Raw genomic sequence first — 20,080 nt, 5'->3', positions numbered from 1 at the left:
AGCAAAACCGTAATGTGAAAGCCAACCGTCATCATTACTGCCAAGATAATATTTAAATAAATCCATCGGTTTTAGCAATAGATATGATCGGAATAATGTGTTTTACAGATTGAAAAATTTTAAGGACCTTTGTATCATTAATACTGTCAGTTATTGTAAATCATAAAATCATCATCCATGCAGAGACCAGTAATAGCCCTTCTTTTTCCGGGAGATATGGGAACACAGATCGCTAAAGAATTAATTAAACATCAGTTTAAAGTAATCACTGCGGGAGAAGGAAGGTCGCCACGAACTTTACAGAACATCAAAAATGCCGGTATTGAAGATGCCGGTTCCCTGCAACACGTGGTTAATCAGGCTGAAATGATTCTTTCCCTTACAAGTCCTGAAGGAAGCCTGATCATTGCTGAACAAGTAGTTTCCTGTTTAAAAAATACAGACAACAGACCAGTTTATGTTGATTTAAACTCCAATACTCCTGCTGCCGCTTTGGCTATTGAAGCTCTGTTTTCAGCGATAGATATTCAGTTTATTAACGGTGCTGTGATGGGTGCATCTAAAGATATTCCGGATCATGCTGCGTTGGTGGTAAGCGGGATGTACAGACATTTATTGATTGATTTATTTTCAACGCTATTCACCATAAAAGATGCCGGAGAAAAAACAGAAGCTGCATCAGCCTATAAATTACTATTTTCTATGGTGAATAAAGGAATGAACGCTTTATTTTTTGAAACCATGACTGCCGCAGCCCATTTTGGTATCCTTGATGAACTCAATGAAAGTCTTCAGGTATTTATTCCCGGCACCTATCAGGACCTTACCAAAACCACTCCTACCTATCCACAGCATATTTTCCGTAGAATTGATGAAATGAAAGGCCTGACGGAAATGCTGAACAGTGAAAATCTCCCCAGCGTAATGGCTTCCGGAACTGCGGAAACCTTTGAGCGGGTCTATCAATCGGGAATTTTCAAGGATGAACATTTTGAGGGTGTTGTGGAAACCTTTCAAAGTTTTAAAAAATTAAAGTAAAATAATTTTAAAAACACTTCAACTCCTGTTCGGGCAATATTGATATAGTCCAAAAAAACTGCTATTCAACAACTTACTTTTTCTTGATTTATTCTTCATTTTTCTACATAATAAAATAACAAAAAAATGAATATTAATGAATATTTAATATTATAACACTTTTCTTAGCTCCTGTTAATAATTCTTTAAAATAAGCTTAATTTTCATTTCAGTCAGTTTGCATTCTAGACTTCTAATTTTGCATGAATTTAAATCTAAATGAAAAGTGAAAAGAATATTTACTTCTGTTCTACTCTGCGCATCCATCTATTTTTATGCCCAAAGCGGTACGGTTTCAGGAAGCATTAACGACGACACCAAAATTGCATTACCGGGTGCTAAAATTTCCCTGAGCCCCGGAAATATTTATACAACTTCTGATGAACACGGAAATTTTGTATTTCTTAATGTTCCCTCCGGAAGCTACAGCATGAAGATAGACTATCTGGGATACGGAACCCGCGAATACAGCGTGCTCGTCGAATCCGATAAAAATACCAAACAGAATATTGTTTTTGCCAAAAGAGAGACGGCTATTGAAGAGGTTGTTGTAAGTGGCGCTACGTTGAAAAACCAGGCTCGGGCTTTAAACAAGCAGAAGAATAATGCCAATATTACCAATGTAATTTCCTCGGACCAGATCGGCCGTTTTCCGGATGCCAATATCGGAGATGCTCTTAAAAGAGTGCCGGGAATTACGATACAGAATGACCAGGGAGAGGCTAGAAACCTGATCATCAGAGGGCTCGCTCCGAACCTGAATTCTGTAACCCTGAATGGTGACAGAATTCCTTCTGCGGAAGGAGACAACCGGAATGTACAGATGGATCTTATTCCTTCTGATATGATTGCCACCATAGAGGTTAATAAAACACTGACACCGGATATGGATGCCGACGCCATCGGAGGTTCCGTAAATCTTATTACGAGAGCGTCCCCTAATGGCCAGAGAATTTCAGCTACCGTAGCTGGAGGATATAATCCCATCAGAGAAAAAGGAAATTACACTGCCGGATTAGTCTACGGCGACCGTTTCCTTAATAAAAAGTTGGGGCTGTTTTCAGTTTTTCCTACAATAACAATAATTTCGGATCTGATAATATTGAGCCGACCTGGGGTCTGGCCAATGATCTTGCAAAGACTGCCTACGTAAGCAAAATGGGAGTCCGGTATTACAATGAGCACCGTATCAGGCATAGTTTTGATCTGAATTTGGATTATGAATTCAATCCTAAAAATAAGATCTATGCTTCTGCCATGTATAATTTCAGAAATGATAAAGAAAACAGATATGCATTAGGCTACAAAATAAAGCCAACCTACAACAGTGACGAAACAGAAATCACCGGCTGGAAAGGTAATATCACCAGGCAGGTGAAAGGCGGAGATGCTGATAATGACAATACCCGTCTTGAGAGACAAAAAGTACAGAATTATGCCTTGAGAGGTGAGCATCTTTTGGGTTCTAAAGTGGATCTCGACTGGTCGATGAACTATGCGACTGCCAGCGAAAAGAAACCTCATGAGCGCGTGATGCAGTTTGATGGTGAAAGCATTAAATTTTCCAATAATTTCAGTGATCCAGAAAGGCCGATGATCACTCCTCTTACTGCAGATAATTTAGGAAAATATCAGCTAAGCAGCCTTTCGGATGCCAATAGCTTTACTCAAGAAAAGGAATTCGGAGCAAAAGTAAATGTACGGTTTCCGTTTTCTGTCATTCAGGATCAGAAAGGCCGAATCCGTGTGGGAGCCCGTCTCCGCCTGAAGGAAAAGGAAAGAGACAATGACTATTATTCTTTTAGCCCAACCAGTTCTATGGGAAGCTTGCTGTCTGTGCCGACCACTTATTTTGACGGCCAGCATTTCCAGCCCGGAAATTATGTTCCCGGAACATTTGTAAGTGCAGGATATATGGGCGGTCTGGATCTTTTTAATCCTAATCTATTTACAGCAACACTGAGACCGGAGGAATTCCTTTCAAGCAATTACAGTGCTAAGGAAAATATTTATGCGGGTTATATCCGCTGGGATCAGGATTTCAGTGACAAATTTTCCATGATCGCGGGAGCCCGTATCGAAACAACAAAGATCGATTACACCGGAAATTATGTAATGGATGAGGAAAACCTGGCCGGGAAGATCAATAATACCAATTCATACACGAATATCCTTCCTAATGTTTCTTTTAAATATACTCCGGCACAGAATCTTGTGCTTCGTGGAGCCTTTACCACTGCCCTGGCACGCCCCAACTATTATGCGCTGGTTCCTTATCTTAACGTTATTTCCGGTGATGAGCAGATTGCTGCCGGAAATCCGGATCTTAAAGCAACATATGCCTACAATTTCGATTTTATGGCAGAGAAATATTTTAAATCTGTCGGAATTCTTTCCGGAGGCTTATTTTATAAAAACCTTAAAGATTTTATTTATACCTATACAAGAAGAAATTATTCTGCAATCGATTTCGCAACGGATTTTGCAGGACAGGCTAACCCTATTCCCGCAGGGGAAAATAACTGGAGATTTACTCAGCAGCGTAATGGAAGCAGTGTAGATATTTACGGTTTTGAAGCAGCACTTCAGAGACAGCTGGATTTTATTCCGGGAGCTTTCTGGAAAGGATTGGGAGTGTACATCAATTATACCTACACCCATTCAAAAGCAAAAGGAATCACCAATGAAGATGGTCTGGAAAGGGATGATGTAAGTCTTCCGGGAACGGCACCGCATATGTTCAACGGATCTCTTTCCTGGGAAAACAAACGTTTTTCTGCAAGGGTTTCTATGAATTATGCGGCTCATTATATCGATGAACTGGGTGGAAATTCATTTGAAGACCGTTATTACGACAAACAGATTTTCCTTGATGCCAACGCCTCTTATAAAGTAACGAGCCAACTGAGAGTGTTTGCGGAAGCTAATAATTTAACCAACCAGCCGTTACGCTATTATCAGGGTATCCAGAGCAGAACTGCTCAGGTAGAATACTACAGACCGAGATTCACGTTAGGCGTAAAGTTTGATTTTTAATGATTATGAATAGAATGAAAAAAATACATTACATCGCAGCCCTTTCTGTACTGCCTTTTTTGATCAGCTGTATGGGACAGAAATCATTGGGAAAAAATCTGGTACCTGCCGTCATCACTGAAACGGTTGTTCATGATACGGACGATCCTGCAATATGGATAAATCCCGCGGATGCTTCAAAAAGTATTATTGTAGGAACGGATAAAGATACTGACGGCGGCTTGTATGCCTTCAACCTTCAAGGAAAAATCATCAATAAGGTATTGGGCTTAAAGCGTCCTAATAATGTGGATATTGAGTACGGATTCCTTTTAAACGGAAAAAAGACAGACATCGCTGCGGTTACCGAAAGAGAAACCAATATGGTGAAATTGTATTCACTTCCTGATCTGAAAGAAGTGGGTACGTTCTCTGTTTTTGATGGAGAAACGGAACGCGGACCAATGGGAATCTCTATGTATAAAAATCCAAAAACGGAAGAGATTTTTGTGATTGCCGGAAGAAAATCAGGACCTAGTGACGGCTATTTATGGCAGTATCTGCTTTCTGAGAAAGAGGGAAAGATCACGGGAAATGTAGTCCGTAAATTTGGAAAATACAGCGGGTTGAAAGAGATTGAAAGCATTGCGGTAGATGATGAATTAGGATATATTTATTACTCTGACGAGCAGTTTGGTGTTCATCAGTATTATGCTGATCCGGAAAAAGGCAATGAAGAACTACTGGTATTCGGGAAAGGTGATTTCAAATCTGATGTGGAAGGAATTTCCATCTATCCTACTTCTGCTGCAGCAGGATATATTTTGGTTTCCAATCAGCAGAAAGATACCTTCAATGTGTATCTGAGAGAAAACCCGGCGAAAGGAATCATTGCTGAAATACCGGTTTCCACCAGTGAAAGTGATGGTTCGGAGGTAACGAATATTAATCTGGGACCTCAATTTCCGAAGGGAATCTTTGTTGCCATGAGTAACGGCAAAGTTTTTCATATCTATGACTGGCGTATGGTTGAAGAAAGGATAAAAGCCAATATGAAATAATTACCCCCCCGGAATGTTTATACATTTCGGGGGGTATTTATTATGTTAAAGCTGTTTATAAACCCGCATTCAGATAGTTTTTAATGGTGTTCAACACTCCAAAGTTATCATTGGAACCCGCTTCAAAGCTTGCTGCTGCTTTTACGGCAGGATGCGCATTTTCCATCGCATAAGAGTACTGGGCTTTTTTAAGCATTTCGATATCATTCATATAATCTCCGAAAACCATGGTCTGAGCGGGAGTAATATTAAGAGTTTTCTGCAATTTTTCAAGTGCATTTCCTTTATTGATATTTTTATTCATAATATCCATCCAGTGCTGGCCAGAAATTACGACTTCAAGTCCGAATTGATCAAAGTCTTTTACGACCGGATATAAATATTTTTCAGAGCTTTCGGGATGATAAACGGCAATTTTAAAAATACTGTCATCTACCGGCTCCGTTAGATCCTCACTCCTTTCGTTATCGGTATAAAACCGTGCAATATAGTCTATAAAATCCTGATTATCTGTTTCGTAATAGGCTTTTTTCTTGCCTGATAAAACGGCCGTTGCGGCTGGAACTGTACGGATAGAACGGATAATTTCCGCAATATTATTTTGGTTCAGCTGGTCAGCAAATAATTCCTGATTCTTGTACACCATGTACCCTCCGTTTTCAGCAATAAAACCAATTTCATTTTCAATCGCTCCGAAATATTTGGTGATCCCCAGCATCTGTCTTCCACTTGCCGGTACGAAGAGAATATTTCTTCTTTTCAGCTCTTCATAGATTTCCGGAAACTCCGGGCTAACTTCATATTGAGAATTCAGGAATGTTCCGTCCATATCGGTTACGATCAGCTTAATATCATTCATACAACATTTTTTTGGTTACAAAATTGTCAATCAAGTCACAAAGATACCACATATAGTTTTAACGGTATCTTTATGAAGATTGTAAAATTGTCAATATTGTGTGAACCAGGTCTTACAAACAATGCAGATTAACTTTAGTTATGGTGCTTCATATCCAGTTTGATTTTTTTAAGATCTTCCAGCTCATGAACCGGACGCTCTATATCATAAGGAATCGGCATCTTCGAATAGGTCTGAAAATAAAGCAGGCAGGCATCTTTCCACCATACAGCATCTTTCGACTGAATTTTTAACCTGGATTGAACATGATGGAATCTCTCTGCATCCACATAGGGTTCCATTCTGTCCCAGGTTTTTTGATATTCACGAACGTTTTTCACGCCTTTATCGTAGGTGTAGCAGAGTTCATCCCACAGGCTTTTCCCGTCTTTCATAGTATATTTCCAAGGAACATGATGAAACCAGAGGATGAGATTTTCGGGACAAGTTTCTATATTTCCATAGGTCTCGTTTAAAGGAGGAAAATATTGAGCCACCGCATTACTGCCTGTTTGAGTTCTGTTGAATCCAAGTCCGTTTTCATCGGCTTTATGATAATATACGGGCATCCAGTCCGGCCTTCCACCGGGAATATTCCCCCAGGGTTCAGGCCCGTAATGATGGTCAAAAGCAAAGATATGGTGCAAACCGAGCGGCATCATATAGTCTACAGCTGTTTCCCGGGAAGAAAGCATCATTTCTTTCACCGGATTTACAAAATTCTTATCATCGGTGAAAGTCATTTTTATCCACTCCCCAGCAATCTGATCGGAACCCAGCTGATGATTCCATGCCAGTCTTCCGAAGGCATACCAATTGGCCTGGGCAAAATGGTTTCCGGTCCAGTTGGTTTCATCACCAATATTGGCTACGGCGGAAATAGCCGTTAATTTTGCAGGCCTCAATGTACCGTCTGTTACTTTTGAAACCGTAGATCCTTTTCCATAGGCATACGTATCACTGTCCAGGGTTTCTTTAAACAACGGGCCAAGAAAAACGAGGTGATTGGAAAACCCCAGATATTCCTGTGTAATTTGAAATTCCACCATTTCAGAGGTTTTTTTTAACGCTCCGAATAAGGGATTAAAAGGTTCGCGGGGTTGGAAATCAATCGGACCGTTTTTGATCTGAATAATCACATTATCCCTGAATTTCCCGTCCAGAGGCAGAAATTCCAGATAAGCCTGTTTCGCGCGGTCTTCCGGGCTCGCACTGTATACAAAAGCACGCCACATCACGATTCCGCCATGAGGTTTCAGAACATCCGCCATCATATTGGCACCATCAGCATGGGTTCTTCCATAATCCTGAGGTCCGGGCTGCCCTTCTGAATTGGCTTTCACCAAAAAACCTCCAAAATCCGGTATTATCTTATAAATTTCATTGGTTTTCTGCTTCCACCATTCCTGAACCTTTTTATTCAGTGGATCAGAATTTTCAAGTCCGCCAATGACTTTTGGGGAGGAAAAGTTCACCGAAAGATAGACCTTAATTCCATACGGACGAAAAATATCGGCCAGTGCTTTTACTTTGATCAGATATTCATTCTTCAGCATATTCGGTGAAGCATTGACATTATTCAGCACGACAGCGTTAATTCCGATCGAAGCGTTAGCTCTTGCATAGGCTTCATAACGCGGGGAAATTGTGCCGGGCAGATCTTCCCATTTCCATAACGAATGTCCTGCATATCCTCTTTCTATACTTCCGTCCAGATTATCCCAATGGTTGAGAATTCTTACGTCATAAGAAGGCTTTTCTGTAATATTCAGGTGAGTAAGATCCGATTGCGTCTGCTGTAGGCGGAGAATATGATACACTCCATACAGCAAGCCTGTTTCTTTAGCTGAAGAAATAATGATTTTATCCAGTCCGGAGATAATGGTATAGCCGTCTTTAAGGTTTTTCAATGATTTTTCTGTACGCAGTTCAACCGCCTGTCCCTGCCAATAAGTAGTAAGCTCTTTTTTCGCAATATCAAGCGTCGGATTTTTCCCTTTGGAGATGATTTTATCTGTTGATATTCCATTTTTTACATTAGGAAACCGGAGCCAGAGCTGGCTCCCATCTTCTGCAAATACACAAAATGGAAAGAGAAAGAGAAAAAGAAACAGTATACAGGTTCGAAGATAAAACATACAGGAAATTTTCATAGATTTTTTATTTTTTGTGGAAGAATAAAATTACCTTATAGGTGACTTTAACCTTCTAATCCGTCAATGGTTTTGATGGTTCCGTCCGGATGATAGTCCATTTCAATCATTTTCATGCTTCGTAACCAGGTTTTTCCACCGCTGGGAACGCTGTCATGGAAAAATAAATACCATTTTCCTTTATATTCAGTAATGCTGTGATGGGTGGTCCAGCCTACTACCGGAGTCAGGATAACGCCCTGATAGGTAAACGGTCCGTAAGGAGTATCTCCCGTTGCATAGCACAAAAGATGGGTATCTCCCGTGGAATAAGAAAAATAGTATTTTCCATTGTATTTATGCATCCAGGAGGCTTCAAAAAATCGGTGTTCATCGCCCTGAAGCAAAGGATTTCCATCAGCATCGAGAATGATAAGATCTTTCGGTTCTTCTGCAAATTCAAGCATATCATCGCTCAACAAAGCCACTTTGGAAGGAATTGCAGGTTCATCATCATTCGGAATGACCGCAGATTCCAGTGCTTTATTGTTGCGGTACCGTTGAAGCTGTCCGCCCCAGATTCCGCCAAAATACATATAATGCTTCCCGTCTTCTTCAAAAATACAGGGATCAATGCTGTAACTTCCCAACATCGGATGCTTTTCAGGAATAAAAGGACCATAAGGTTGGTCGGCAACGGCCACTCCTATCCTGAAAATATCATTTTTATCTTTCAAAGGATAATACATATAATATTTCCCGTTTTTACAAGCTACATCACAATCCCACAACTGGCGCCCGGCCCACGGAATATCCTTTACCGAAAGGACAACACCATGATCCGTTACCGCTCCGTTTTCTACGTCATCAATGGAAAATACATGGTAATCATTCATATCAAAATGGTCTCCGTTGTCATTTTCCTCAATGCCGCTTTCTCTGTCATGGGATGGATAAATATAGAGCTTACCTTCGAATACATGAACGGAAGGATCTGCCATATAATCACTCGGGAATAGATATTTTGCTTTTTTCATGATCGTAAAATTTATCTTTTTTTGGTTGTTGGTTTTCAGTTGTTGGTTGTTGGTTTTTAGTGTTTAGTATTTGGTGTTTAGCCTGCGTGTTGAGTTTGTAGTCTGAAATCTAATATCTTTTCTCTTACCTACTCTCCTGTCAATTTGACGATCTTCTCAATCACCGGTTTTGCCTGATCTTGACGGTCAAACAGTAAGGGATAATCTGTTCTTCCTTTTATTGGAAAATCATTTTTCCAGGAATGCAAATCGGTAACTCCCCATAAGGTTACTCTTCTGATTTTATCCGAATGTTTTAAAAACAGGCTAAAGAAATCCACATACCGCTTTTCCCATTGGGTCTGTACATTGGCAGGAAGTCCCTGAGTATAGGGATTCATTTCTTTTTTATAGGCAACTGTGTCTGAAATGTTGGCGGAATTCCCCCATGGTGAAGGAAGTGCGCTGATTTCCATTTCTGTCACATTCACTTTTACTCCGGTTTCAGCATAGGCTACCATTGCTTTTTCATATTCATCTATAGAAGGAGCATCCATTCCGACATGGGCCTGCATTCCTACTCCATCAATCCGGATTCCCTGAGATTTCAGCTTTTTTACCATTTTTGAAACAGCCTGTATTTTGCCAGGATACCATTCATTATAATCATTGTAATAGAGTTCGGCATTGGGATCTGCTTCATGTGCATACTGAAATGCCAATGGAATAAACTCTTCACCCAAAATTTCGTAAAACTTAGATTTCCGGTACGAACCATCTTCCAAAATAGCCTCGTTCACTACATCCCAGCCTTTTACTCTTCCTTTGTAGCGGGAAACAACTGTGGTAATGTGATTTTTCATTCTCTGTTTCAGCACTTCAGGAGTTACGTTGTTGCCATTGCTGTCTGTGAAAAACCATTTGGGAGCTTGGGAATGCCATACCAGGGTATGTCCAATAATGAACATTTTATTTTTCTCTCCGAAAGCAACAAACTGATCGGCATCATCAAAAAAGAATTTTCCTTCAGCAGGTTGCAGGAACATACTTTTCATACAGTTTTCTGCAACAATGGAGCTGAATTGTTGTTTGATGATCTCTACTGATTTCTGATCTGTTCCATGAATCTGCTGAAGATTCATGGCTGTTCCGATGTAGAATTTTTTATTAAAAGCTTCTTTCAATGAAACATTGGAAGTGCTCTGTTTTACTGGCGTGCAGGAAACGGCAAAAGCCATAAGGCCTGCTATGATAATACGATTCATATATTGGTTTTTATTTTCTTCTTTCTGCCAGATCTTTTTCAATCTGCACTTCCATTTTCTTATTAATTTTATATAGGAAAAGCAGTCCGCATGCGATAAAAAACGGAATCGCAGGAAATATGCTGACCAGCATTCTGGCTCCTTCTGCTACGGTTTCCGGTTGAATGACCTGTTGGGCGCCTTCGGTTGAAATATACCCGTATTTACCGATGATCATAGCCACCAGCGAACTTCCGATGCTTAATCCCACTTTTAATCCTACCATCATGGCAGAAAAAATAATGGCTGTGGCTCTCCGGTTATTTTTCCATTCCGAATAGTCGGCCACATCAGCAATCATAGCCCAAAGTATGGGCGTGCTTATTCCATAGAAAAAGCCGTGGCAGATCTGTGATAAAAACATCAGTTCAACTGATTTTGGCGGGTAAAAAATAAAGACTACAATAAATAAGGTTGAGATAAAAAGTGACAGGACAAATACATCTCTTTTTCCGTAACGGTCGGCAAACTTCTTTGAAAATGTAATTCCTACAATCATCATGATAATTCCACCGGCATTAAAGAGTCCAAATCCTGCAGACTTCACATTCTCGCCAAAAAAGTTCATCCCAATGGAATCAAAGAAATGGGTAATTGGGGCAATGAAGCTTTTCAATGCTGCTTCATCTACATAATTATTAAAATAATAGACATAGGAACCTCCTTTCATGGCCAATGTAATGAATATTAACGCTGTTACCGTCAGCATAATGACCCACGGCTTATTCTGAAACAGATCTTTTACATCTTCTTTTACACTAGATTTTTGCTCCGGCTTAGGAATAACTCTTTCTTTCGTTGTAAAAAACGTGATTAAAAGCATCACAGAACCGATAATGGCCAGCCAGGTCATTACTTCTTCAATTCCCACTGCTTTATCTCCATTACCCACTGATAAAATAATCGGAAGCATGAAAACCTGCACAAAAAACTGAGCAAACATCACTGCTACGAAACGGTAGGAAGATATACTGTTTCTTTCACTCATATCCCCGGTAATGACTCCGCTCAAAGCTGAATAAGGAAGGTTGTTGGAAGAATATAATAATAACAGTAACGTGTAGGTCACGGCAGCATACACCATCTTTCCTTTATAAGAAAAATCCGGGGTACTGAAAGCCAGCAAGGCAGCAATTCCCAACGGAACGGCCGTAAACAGAATCCATGGACGGAATTTCCCCCATTTTGTAACGGTACGGTCTGCCAGGGCACCAATCAACGGATTGAACCCAAAACCGGCAACCAGTCCTACGATTAAGGTAATAACCGAGGCATCCTTAGCTTTTAATCCGTAAATATCTGTGTAAAAATACGCCAGATAGGTCACCAGAGTCTGGAATACTAAGTTGGCCGCCAGATCGCCTAAGCTGTAGCCGATTTTTTCAAGGACCGATATTTTTTGAGATTGATTATTCATAAGTAGTTGTAATTTCAGATAGGATAATGGATATTTTATGTTTTTTATTCTGTAGTAAAAGGAGAAGCAGGAAGCCCGTTTTTATTTTTCAGGTTGGCCTGATCCGGATTATCTGCCCAGGCATATCTTACGGCGGCCGGATTTTTAACGGCGTCGCTCCAGACAACGATTTTATTTCCTTCTATTTTTGCATTGGCCCATACAAAATTTCCGTTTTCATTTTTAAGGGCAAATCCTTTCAGTGAGGAAACCGGAGAAAAGTCATCAGTTCCTTTTTTAAACGAAAGAATGATCGTATTTCCTTCTTTTTTGAATGATTCATACACCGGACCGTCTGCCATGATATTTTCTTTATAGGCGATTTTCAGTGCCTGAAGAGCAAGCCTGTCACCAATTGTTTTCTTGTGTAAAGGATGGATATCGTTCCATTCTCCGGCATCAATAGCTACGGCAAGCCCGGTATTGGGAACGGTAAGGGAAACTTTACGCTGCTGTTCCCGCAGCTCTGCCCAACCGCTTTCCACGGTCTGGGATTTCGCTTCCATAAAATTCGCAAGCTGTACGATGAGAAAAGGAAGATTTTTCTGATTCCACCGGGAACGCCAGTCGTTAATCATGGTAGAAAGCAGATCTGCATATTCACTGGATTTTCCGGTATTGCTTTCTCCCTGATACCAGATCACTCCTTTCATCTCATATCCTGTAAGCGGATGAATCATCGCATTATACAATCCTGTTGGTTTCCAGCGGATGAAAGTCTGCCCGGGAGCATTTCCATTCATTTTGTACCCTATGTTGTATTTCCATTGGCCTTTCAGATCTATTTTCTGATCTCCAACGTGCAGTTCATAAGGTTTGCCTTTAATAAACTCGCCTTTTCCACTCCCGTTGAGTACGCGTACCGTAATGATGTTTTTCCCTTCTTTTAATACGCCTGCCGGAATATCATACCAGCGGGGCGGATATTCATAGGTTACATTTCCTACTTTTATCCCGTTGATATAGGTGATATCAGCATCTTTTATTCTTCCCAGATTCAGAAAAGCAGCTTTATTTCCTGCTCCTTTGGGAAGTGCTATTTCTTTCCGGAACCAAACCGACCCTTCAAAAGCCCCTTCTTTATCTTCCCAGGAGCCCGGAATATTCATAGTACTCCATCCGGAATCATTCCATTGAGATTGTTCCCAATGTTCATTCACTCCTTTGTCATTCTTATCCAGTTCCGAATACCAGGCTTTGCTTAGCGCCTGTTCAGAAGATTCTGTGGTTTGTATGAGTTGATCGTTCTGCCATTTTTTGGCTTCGGAAAGATATTCCGGATATTTTTTCAGGGAATTTTCACCCATCCACGCCTGAACGAGTGAACCGCCTAAACTTGCATTGATAATTCCCACCGGAACATTCATTTTTTCGTGTATCGCTTTGGCAAAAAAATAGGCCACCGCAGAGAAATTTAAAATAGTCTGCTGATTGGTTGTTTCCCATACTCCGCCATCCAGATCTTCCTGTGGCGATTTGAAATTGTATTTTTGAGGAACGGTAAAAAAACGGATGTTCTGAGTATTCGCGTTTTGAATTTCCTGCTGGTACAAAGGTTTTACCCTCCGCATCGGAAGCTCCATATTGGATTGTCCTGATGCCAGCCATACTTCACCAATCATGATATTATGCAATGTTATTTCATTCACAGTCATGGTAAAAGGGCCTCCTGCTTTCATTTTTGGAAGCATTACATTCCAGTTTCCTGTTGCATTGGCTGTGGTGCTGTATTTTTTATTCTGAAAAGTTATATTCACTTTTTCCCCCGCATCCGCTTTGCCCCATATTTTTATGTCCTGATCTCTTTGCAATACCATTCCATCTGAAACCAAAGCCGGAAGTTTCACTTTAGCATTTACCGTATCGGTCACCCAAAAAGCAGTAAACAGGATCAATATTTTTAAAACGTTACAGGTATTCATTGTTATAAATTTGTGTGAAATATTATTAATAGAAATTTTCAGCAAGCTCATATAGACTATTGATATTCATATAATCTGACGTGAAGAATCGCAAATTCATCAACACCGATCCGTATGTGTCTTCCCTGATGGGTCTGGTCACCATTCAGCCTTCTTATAGGAATGAAATTTCCATTTTCATCAATCCTGATCTCATCCACCGGACCAATTCCCACCCTCTTTCCGCCTGTCCATTGATTTTGAGTCTGTATTTTTCCACCCTGCGCTGCAAAACCGTCTTCTCCCAAATCTTTAGCCTGAATTTCTTTTTTTTCATTGAGTTTTTCAAACTCCACCACCATCCCACTTCCGGCAATAAGGTATTCGTCTTTAGCTAACCGGAGAATAATTCCGCCTCCTTCAGGCCACACACTTCCGTCTTTTGCTCTTGGATCCCATGGAAGACTGAAAAAATGTCTAGCTGTAATCGTCAGGTCATCAAAACTGATCTTGCGCTCTGAATTGGTCTGATCGAATAACAGTCCTTTTGACCATCCCTGCCCCTGGTATTTTGTAAGAACCGGAATCAGCTGTTTCAATTTTGAATAGGCTTCTGCGAGTCTTTTGCTCCCTGCTTCGGAATTATTTTCTATGGAAAACGGACTGTATCCAATGGCATCATGTTCCCCGAAAGCATAAAAAGCCTGCACACCGTTGTTAGCCGTCATTTTCACTTCCGGTACAAAAAGCGGATTGTTATGGAGCCTGTACTTGGATACCCAATCAGCAAAATTTCCGTCATATAAATCGGGAGAAAGCATATCTATGCTGGGTGCCGCTGCGTGCCAGATATCAATCAGGTGAGCCAGCGGACCGCCCGCAGGATATTCTCCAGGCTGTCTGTTTCGGCTGTTCATAGCGGCATTTACATATAATGGAATATGATAAATGGATTTGGATGTTTTAGCCAGTTTTTCTACATACTGGGCATATGACCAGGCCGTGAAAAGTTCATCGGTATACAGATCATTTCCAAATATTTCCTGCCAGTTTCCTTTGGTTTTAAACCCTTGTTTCCCCCATTTTTCTGACAGGGAGGAATGAAGTTCTTTTTTATTGTTAATTAAAAATTTGATCAGTGTTTCAGGAACCTGAGCATTGAAAGCTGTATTGGCTTCTTTAGAATAGTCACGGGCACCTTCCAGCATTCCGATTTCGTTTTCTACCTGCATCATAATGACTGTTCCCTGTTTGGAATCAACGGAAGCAATATGTTTCATTACTTCAGCGAAGGCTTTCTGATCAGCATTCAGAACGTTTTGTGAGAAAGAGCTTGCTATTTCCATAGGTTTTCCGGCTTTGGAATAGGCTCTGGGATATTTTTTATAGTCTTTTTTAAACCACAACGGAGCGTAGCAGCTCATTGAGTTTTTCCAAGCACCAAACCATAAGAAAACGATTTTAAGATCATTTTTCCTGGCCTGATCAATGGTTGTATCAAGTAAACTAAAATCGAATTTCCCTTCTTCGGGTTCTATCATATCCCAATAGGCAGGCACTAAAACGGTGTTCAATCCCATCTGTTGAAGTTTTGGAAAATGGGTTTCAATATCATGAGCGGAAGATGCGGAAGAATTTCCCAACTCACCGCCTATGATAAGAACTGGCTTCTGCTCTACGACAAGCTGGGTTGCCGTACCTTTTTTCTGCAAATGAGGAATATTTTCCTGCGCCTGTAAACAGAACGAAAGGGCCATCCCTGAAAGAACCAACGCTTTATGTATCGTCATCATCAATTGATTGATTTTTTAGTTTATCTGTATTGTATTATTGATAACACAAATGGTATATTATGTACTGTTTTAAAATATTCTCACCATAGATTGTATTAACCTGTCAATATATTTGTGATGGTTTTTAAAAATAAAAGAAAGAATCTATATAGCAAAGGAATCCTGTGAGTACAAGCTTTCCGTTTGTCAAAGTGAGCCGTAAAACTTTAGTATTTCTTAGAAAAAAACAACACCCTTATCATAGATTGTACGATTATAAAAATGGAGTCTTTTTTATTTCCGGGTACTGCACAAACCTCAGCATACAGTATAAAAATATTCCGGACCGATTCTTTACACTTTCAACACGGGACTTATCATATTTTCGACAATAACTATCCTGTTGTTTATTTTTAAAATCAAATATGTTACATTAATAAATTTTAACATATATTTAACATTAAATTCATTTTATTTTCAGTGATTTTCTACATAAAACATAAACATTTACCTGATTATATTGCCTGAAATGAGATCCAACATCGTTTATTAATGAAATCCTTTTATTAAATATTCAAAAGCCAGACTTTACTTTTCCTCTACTGAAAATTTATAGATCGTTTTTGTCTGATATTTTTCTCCCGGAAAAAGCTTTACAGAAGGAAAATTAATCTGATTGGGAGCATCGGGATAATGTTGCGTTTCTAAACAAATTCCTGTTCTTACCATATTTTTACCTCCTGTTTTTGTAGTATGTTTTCCATCTAAAAAATTTCCGGTATAGACCTGTATACCGGGCTGATCAGTAAAAACTTCCATTTTCCTCCCACTTTCCGGGTGATACAATGTTCCGGTCCGTCTCATCCCGCTTCCTGTAAGGACAAAGCAATGATCATATCCATTAGCTCTCTTTAGCTGCTCATTTTCGGTATCGATATCTTTTCCTAAGAGTTTGGAAATCCTGAAATCAAAAGGGCTGCCTTCAACATCCTGAAATCTTCCTTCGGGAATCGAAAAGGTATCAATAGGAATAAACTGATCTGCTTCCAACTGTAGTTCATGATCAGTAATGGACTCTGTAAACCGGCCGGAAAGATTGAAATAGGAATGATGCGTCAGATTGATAATGGTAGCGCGGTCAGTTACCGCTTCATAAGAAATAATAAGCTCATTATCGTCGGTCAGACTGTAAAAAACCTTCGCTATAACTGTTCCCGGATACCCTTCTTCTCCATCAGGACTTTCATAAGTTAATTGTAAGGTGGGGATTTCAGTCTCTGCAAGCACTTCAGCAATCCAAACCTTGTTAAAAAACCCTTCTTTTCCACCATGAAGATGATTGGGTGCATTATTTTCTGTCAGATGATAGTTTTTGCCTTCCAGTTGAAAGGCAGCATTTGCAATCCTGTTCGCAAATCTCCCAATAATAGCTCCGTAGAAATATGAATTTTGGTTAAAATAATCCTGCGGTTCTACAAAGCCCAACACTACATCTTCATAGTTCCCATTTTTATCCGGAGCGGTTAATGAAGTGACAATCGCTCCATAGTTGATGATTTCAGCGGTCATTCCATTTTTATTCGTGAGGGTGTATTTTTTGACATTTTCCTCTTTGTCTGTGGTTCCATATTCTGAAATCTGAATATTTTCCATATTTTTTAGTCTTTTCGTTTTTTTATTAATAGATGTCAGATATGAGATTTCAGATATCAGACGTCAAACTTGCTTATAAGAATGTTTTTATTAAAATGTATAATTATTTAAAGTTATTATATACAATTTTTTATGTATTGTCATTCCGACGAAGAAGGAATCCCATTCATCAATTAGATTCTTCATTTCACTTCGTTACATTCTGAATGACAGCAGAATGAATAAAGTCCGTGTAAAATTGCATATTCTCATCTAATTTTATATTAATATTATTCATAGTTACTTTCGGGAGGGCCTAAATAGGATGGCTGTAATCCTCCTGTATTGATGAGTATTTTTTCGATGACAATTCCGGAATCCAGCACCCGGAAACGCAGGGTATGTTTTCCCGGTGTCGTTATGGTATGCTTTGTCACTGATTTTATAATATGCTCAGACTGCCATTGTCCCAGTTCGCCCCGGTAATTTCCGTTAAAATTAATGATTTGCGGTTGTTGTCCGTCAAAAGAGATTTCATACCGCAAGCCTTTATTGCTGTTAAAATTAAGGGTAGGCGCCAATAAAAGCTGGACTTCAAATAGTCCTGTTGAGGTAACATTCATATCATATTCCAGATAGATATTGTCCTCATTCTTAAGTTGACTCTTCTGCGGAAAGGTAGTTACACCGGACTTTGTTTTTCCGAAATCGGGAATTACTTTCCACTGTATGTTATCTGAAGTATGCTGACGTGCAAAATTCTCCGCTTCTATTGAAATATAGCCGTCTTTTTCTTTGAAGGTTTTAGTTTTTGGAGTTGAGGCTTTTGAAACATAGACTACTTCCGGCATTATATTTTGATCAGGCTGGTTCCAGCCTGTATATCCGATGTGCGGCTGATCCATCATATGTTTCCATTTTCCACCTGCAATTTCAGTGTTGTATTGCTGCTGTAGCAAAGCGTCATATGCAAAGTTCTTTTTTACTTTATCAGCATATTCGTTGGCGCTAAAATCATTTTTCGCCGCCAGCTGCCTGTTTTTTGCCACATTATAATACATTTCATACAGATTACTGCAAGCCTCGATCGGATAGAGCACTAACTGAAAATAAGCATCCTGATATTCCTTCGGGAGTTCTCCGGACAGGCGCATTGCATCAAGAGCAAGCGTGCGGTACTCGTTTACCACGGTTTCAAATTCATTATAATTATCGAGACTGTACGTGGTGCTGTTAAGTGTTTCAGGCGTTACTCTGCGATTATATTTTGCATACAGATTGATCATTCTGGCAATTTCTGTGGAATGCTTCTCTCCAAACTGTTCTGACGCCCATTTTTGGGTATATTCCATCAAATTATCCGCAGTAAACTGTTTGGGATTCCAGGCCATATCCATAAAGAAACTGATCGGAAATTCCATAGGCTTTAAATCGCCTACATTGACTACCCATACTTTATTCACCTGATGTTCGTAAGTCAGGTTCATCTGTTCCCAAACCCTTTGAATCGGACTGATGTTGATCCATTTTGAATTTCTAGGTCCGCCCACATAATCAAAATGATAATACATTCCATAGCCGCCTTTGTGAAGCGGTTTCGACAGATCGGGAAGTTTGCGGACATTCCCCCAGTTGTCATCACAGAACAGCAGAATAACATCATCAGGAACTTTCATCCCTTCATCATAATAATCCTGAACTTCTTTGTACAATGCCCAGACCTGAGGTATTTTTCTGGCCGGTTTTCCTGTTTCGTTTTCTATAATTTTACGCTGATCTTTTACAATCTTCTCTAAAAGGGAAATATTCGTTTTCTCTCCCATGGCTTCGTCTCCATCGCCTCGCATTCCAACTGTGATCAGCTTTTCCCAGTTTTTACTTCTTTTGATTCCGGTTTTCCAGAATTGCTGCAATACGTCAGCGTTTTTGTTATAATCCCAGATATTAGGAAGATTATTTTTCTTGATATAGCGATGCCAGTCGGTTTGTGCCAGTGCCATCGGCTCATGATGGGAAGTTCCCATGATAATTCCCATTTCATCCGCCAACACTCCATTTTGAGGATCATCATCATAGAAAGCTTTTCCCCACATTGCAGGCCAGAGGTAATTGCCTTTAAGGCGAAGGATCAATTCAAAAACTTTCTCATACAACTGGCTGTTGATTCCGCCAAAACTATTTCTGGCCCAGGTTCCTAAAGAAGGTTCTTCATCGTTCAGGAAAATCCCTCTATATTCTACTGCTGGCTCTCCGTCTGTATATATTCCTTTTTTAAAATATAGATTTTCTTTTTTTTGTACGGGAATATCTGCCCAATAATACCAGGGTGAAACGCCGATCTGCTTTGAAAATTCATAAATCCCGTAGATCGTCCCCCGTTTGTCACTACCAGCAATTACAACTGCTTCAGAAACTCCGTCAAAAGGATTTTTAATATTCTGAATGATGAATTTTTCCCGTTTCTCGTTTAATTCCTTACCATTCAGTTTATGTTGTCTGATCAGAAGGTCAATAATTGAATTCGTTCCTGCACTTCCAATGATGATCAGCGGAGAAGATCCATCTGGATTTTGATGAATTGTATCAGGTAATTCTCCGGTTACTTTCTTAAGATCAGTACTTAGCATATGAACGGCTCTTGCAATACCTTTATCAATTCCCTGATCAGTATACAAGGCAAGCTTTACGGATTGATTTTTTAACAGCAATACTTCTGCACTTGTCTCAGTAGTGATAAAGGATCCAACAGACTGAGCCGTCCCGCTAACGCAGAATATAAAAGCTGTGATGATGATTACTTTTGATAAAACTTTCAT

The 20,080-nt window shown here is 39.8% G+C and carries 11 protein-coding genes and 1 pseudogene; 3 read left to right on the top strand and 9 right to left on the bottom strand.

Annotation, left to right across the window (positions count from 1 at the left end):
• Positions 1-177: 177 nt before the first annotated feature.
• The 3 genes and pseudogenes from IW15_RS16210 to IW15_RS16200 all read left to right on the top strand — a co-directional run bounded on the left by IW15_RS16210 (position 178) and on the right by IW15_RS16200 (position 5,153).
• Complete coding sequence (locus IW15_RS16210) at positions 178-1,038, top strand: NAD(P)-dependent oxidoreductase (protein ID WP_034713448.1); 861 nt, start codon at positions 178-180, stop codon at positions 1,036-1,038.
• A gap of 265 nt (positions 1,039-1,303) precedes the next feature.
• A pseudogene (locus IW15_RS16205) lies at positions 1,304-4,113 on the top strand (TonB-dependent receptor).
• Positions 4,114-4,184: 71 nt separating this feature from the next.
• Complete coding sequence (locus IW15_RS16200; protein WP_394331249.1) at positions 4,185-5,153, top strand: phytase; 969 nt, start codon at positions 4,185-4,187, stop codon at positions 5,151-5,153.
• 55 nt (positions 5,154-5,208) lie between these two features.
• On the opposite strand, the gene IW15_RS16195 is transcribed toward IW15_RS16200, so the two are convergent.
• From IW15_RS16195 to IW15_RS16155, 9 genes are all read right to left on the bottom strand, one after another.
• On the bottom strand, positions 5,209-6,012 hold the full coding sequence (locus IW15_RS16195; RefSeq protein ID WP_034713445.1) for a Cof-type HAD-IIB family hydrolase: 804 nt from the start codon (positions 6,010-6,012) through the stop codon (positions 5,209-5,211).
• A 134-nt stretch (positions 6,013-6,146) separates the two neighbouring features.
• Positions 6,147-8,189, bottom strand: coding sequence for an alpha-glucuronidase (locus IW15_RS16190; RefSeq protein ID WP_034713579.1), 2,043 nt, complete (start codon positions 8,187-8,189; stop codon positions 6,147-6,149).
• Positions 8,190-8,251: 62 nt separating this feature from the next.
• Positions 8,252-9,220 carry a glycoside hydrolase family 43 protein gene (locus IW15_RS16185; protein WP_034713443.1) on the bottom strand — a complete coding sequence of 323 codons (969 nt, stop codon included), beginning with the start codon at positions 9,218-9,220 and terminating at the stop codon, positions 8,252-8,254.
• 128 nt (positions 9,221-9,348) lie between these two features.
• Positions 9,349-10,464 (bottom strand): endo-1,4-beta-xylanase, encoded by a 1,116-nt coding sequence (locus IW15_RS16180; protein WP_034713577.1) that lies wholly within the window; start codon positions 10,462-10,464, stop codon positions 9,349-9,351.
• 10 nt (positions 10,465-10,474) lie between these two features.
• A complete protein-coding gene (locus tag IW15_RS16175; RefSeq protein ID WP_034713441.1) occupies positions 10,475-11,920 on the bottom strand; it encodes an MFS transporter in 1,446 nt (481 codons plus the stop codon).
• A 44-nt stretch (positions 11,921-11,964) separates the two neighbouring features.
• A complete protein-coding gene (locus IW15_RS16170; protein WP_084681459.1) occupies positions 11,965-13,881 on the bottom strand; it encodes a sialate O-acetylesterase in 1,917 nt (638 codons plus the stop codon).
• Positions 13,882-13,937: 56 nt separating this feature from the next.
• A complete protein-coding gene (locus tag IW15_RS16165; protein ID WP_034713438.1) occupies positions 13,938-15,653 on the bottom strand; it encodes a GH35 family beta-galactosidase in 1,716 nt (571 codons plus the stop codon).
• 567 nt (positions 15,654-16,220) lie between these two features.
• Entirely contained in the window at positions 16,221-17,285 is a 1,065-nt protein-coding gene (locus IW15_RS16160) for an aldose epimerase family protein (protein WP_034713436.1), read from the bottom strand.
• A 269-nt stretch (positions 17,286-17,554) separates the two neighbouring features.
• Positions 17,555-20,080: a glycosyl hydrolase 115 family protein gene (locus IW15_RS16155; RefSeq protein ID WP_034713434.1), complete on the bottom strand. Its 2,526-nt coding sequence runs from the start codon at positions 20,078-20,080 to the stop codon at positions 17,555-17,557.

It is taken from the genome of Chryseobacterium soli (assembly GCF_000737705.1).
Classification (GTDB): domain Bacteria; phylum Bacteroidota; class Bacteroidia; order Flavobacteriales; family Weeksellaceae; genus Chryseobacterium; species Chryseobacterium soli.
Note: the sequence above shows the minus strand (reverse complement) of the source record. Positions and strands in the feature narration are given on the sequence as shown.

What these genes read in the sequence shown, in the direction of transcription:
- IW15_RS16210 (WP_034713448.1), top strand. Translation starts at nt 178, where the DNA reads ATGCAGAGACCAGTAATAGCCCTTCTTTTTCCGGGAGATATGGGAACA.
- IW15_RS16200 (WP_394331249.1), top strand. Translation starts at nt 4,185, where the DNA reads ATGGGACAGAAATCATTGGGAAAAAATCTGGTACCTGCCGTCATCACT.
- IW15_RS16195 (WP_034713445.1), bottom strand. Translation starts at nt 6,012, where the DNA reads ATGAATGATATTAAGCTGATCGTAACCGATATGGACGGAACATTCCTG.
- IW15_RS16190 (WP_034713579.1), bottom strand. Translation starts at nt 8,189, where the DNA reads ATGTTTTATCTTCGAACCTGTATACTGTTTCTTTTTCTCTTTCTCTTT.
- IW15_RS16185 (WP_034713443.1), bottom strand. Translation starts at nt 9,220, where the DNA reads ATGAAAAAAGCAAAATATCTATTCCCGAGTGATTATATGGCAGATCCT.
- IW15_RS16180 (WP_034713577.1), bottom strand. Translation starts at nt 10,464, where the DNA reads ATGAATCGTATTATCATAGCAGGCCTTATGGCTTTTGCCGTTTCCTGC.
- IW15_RS16175 (WP_034713441.1), bottom strand. Translation starts at nt 11,920, where the DNA reads ATGAATAATCAATCTCAAAAAATATCGGTCCTTGAAAAAATCGGCTAC.
- IW15_RS16170 (WP_084681459.1), bottom strand. Translation starts at nt 13,881, where the DNA reads ATGAATACCTGTAACGTTTTAAAAATATTGATCCTGTTTACTGCTTTT.
- IW15_RS16165 (WP_034713438.1), bottom strand. Translation starts at nt 15,653, where the DNA reads ATGATGACGATACATAAAGCGTTGGTTCTTTCAGGGATGGCCCTTTCG.
- IW15_RS16160 (WP_034713436.1), bottom strand. Translation starts at nt 17,285, where the DNA reads ATGGAAAATATTCAGATTTCAGAATATGGAACCACAGACAAAGAGGAA.
- IW15_RS16155 (WP_034713434.1), bottom strand. Translation starts at nt 20,080, where the DNA reads ATGAAAGTTTTATCAAAAGTAATCATCATCACAGCTTTTATATTCTGC.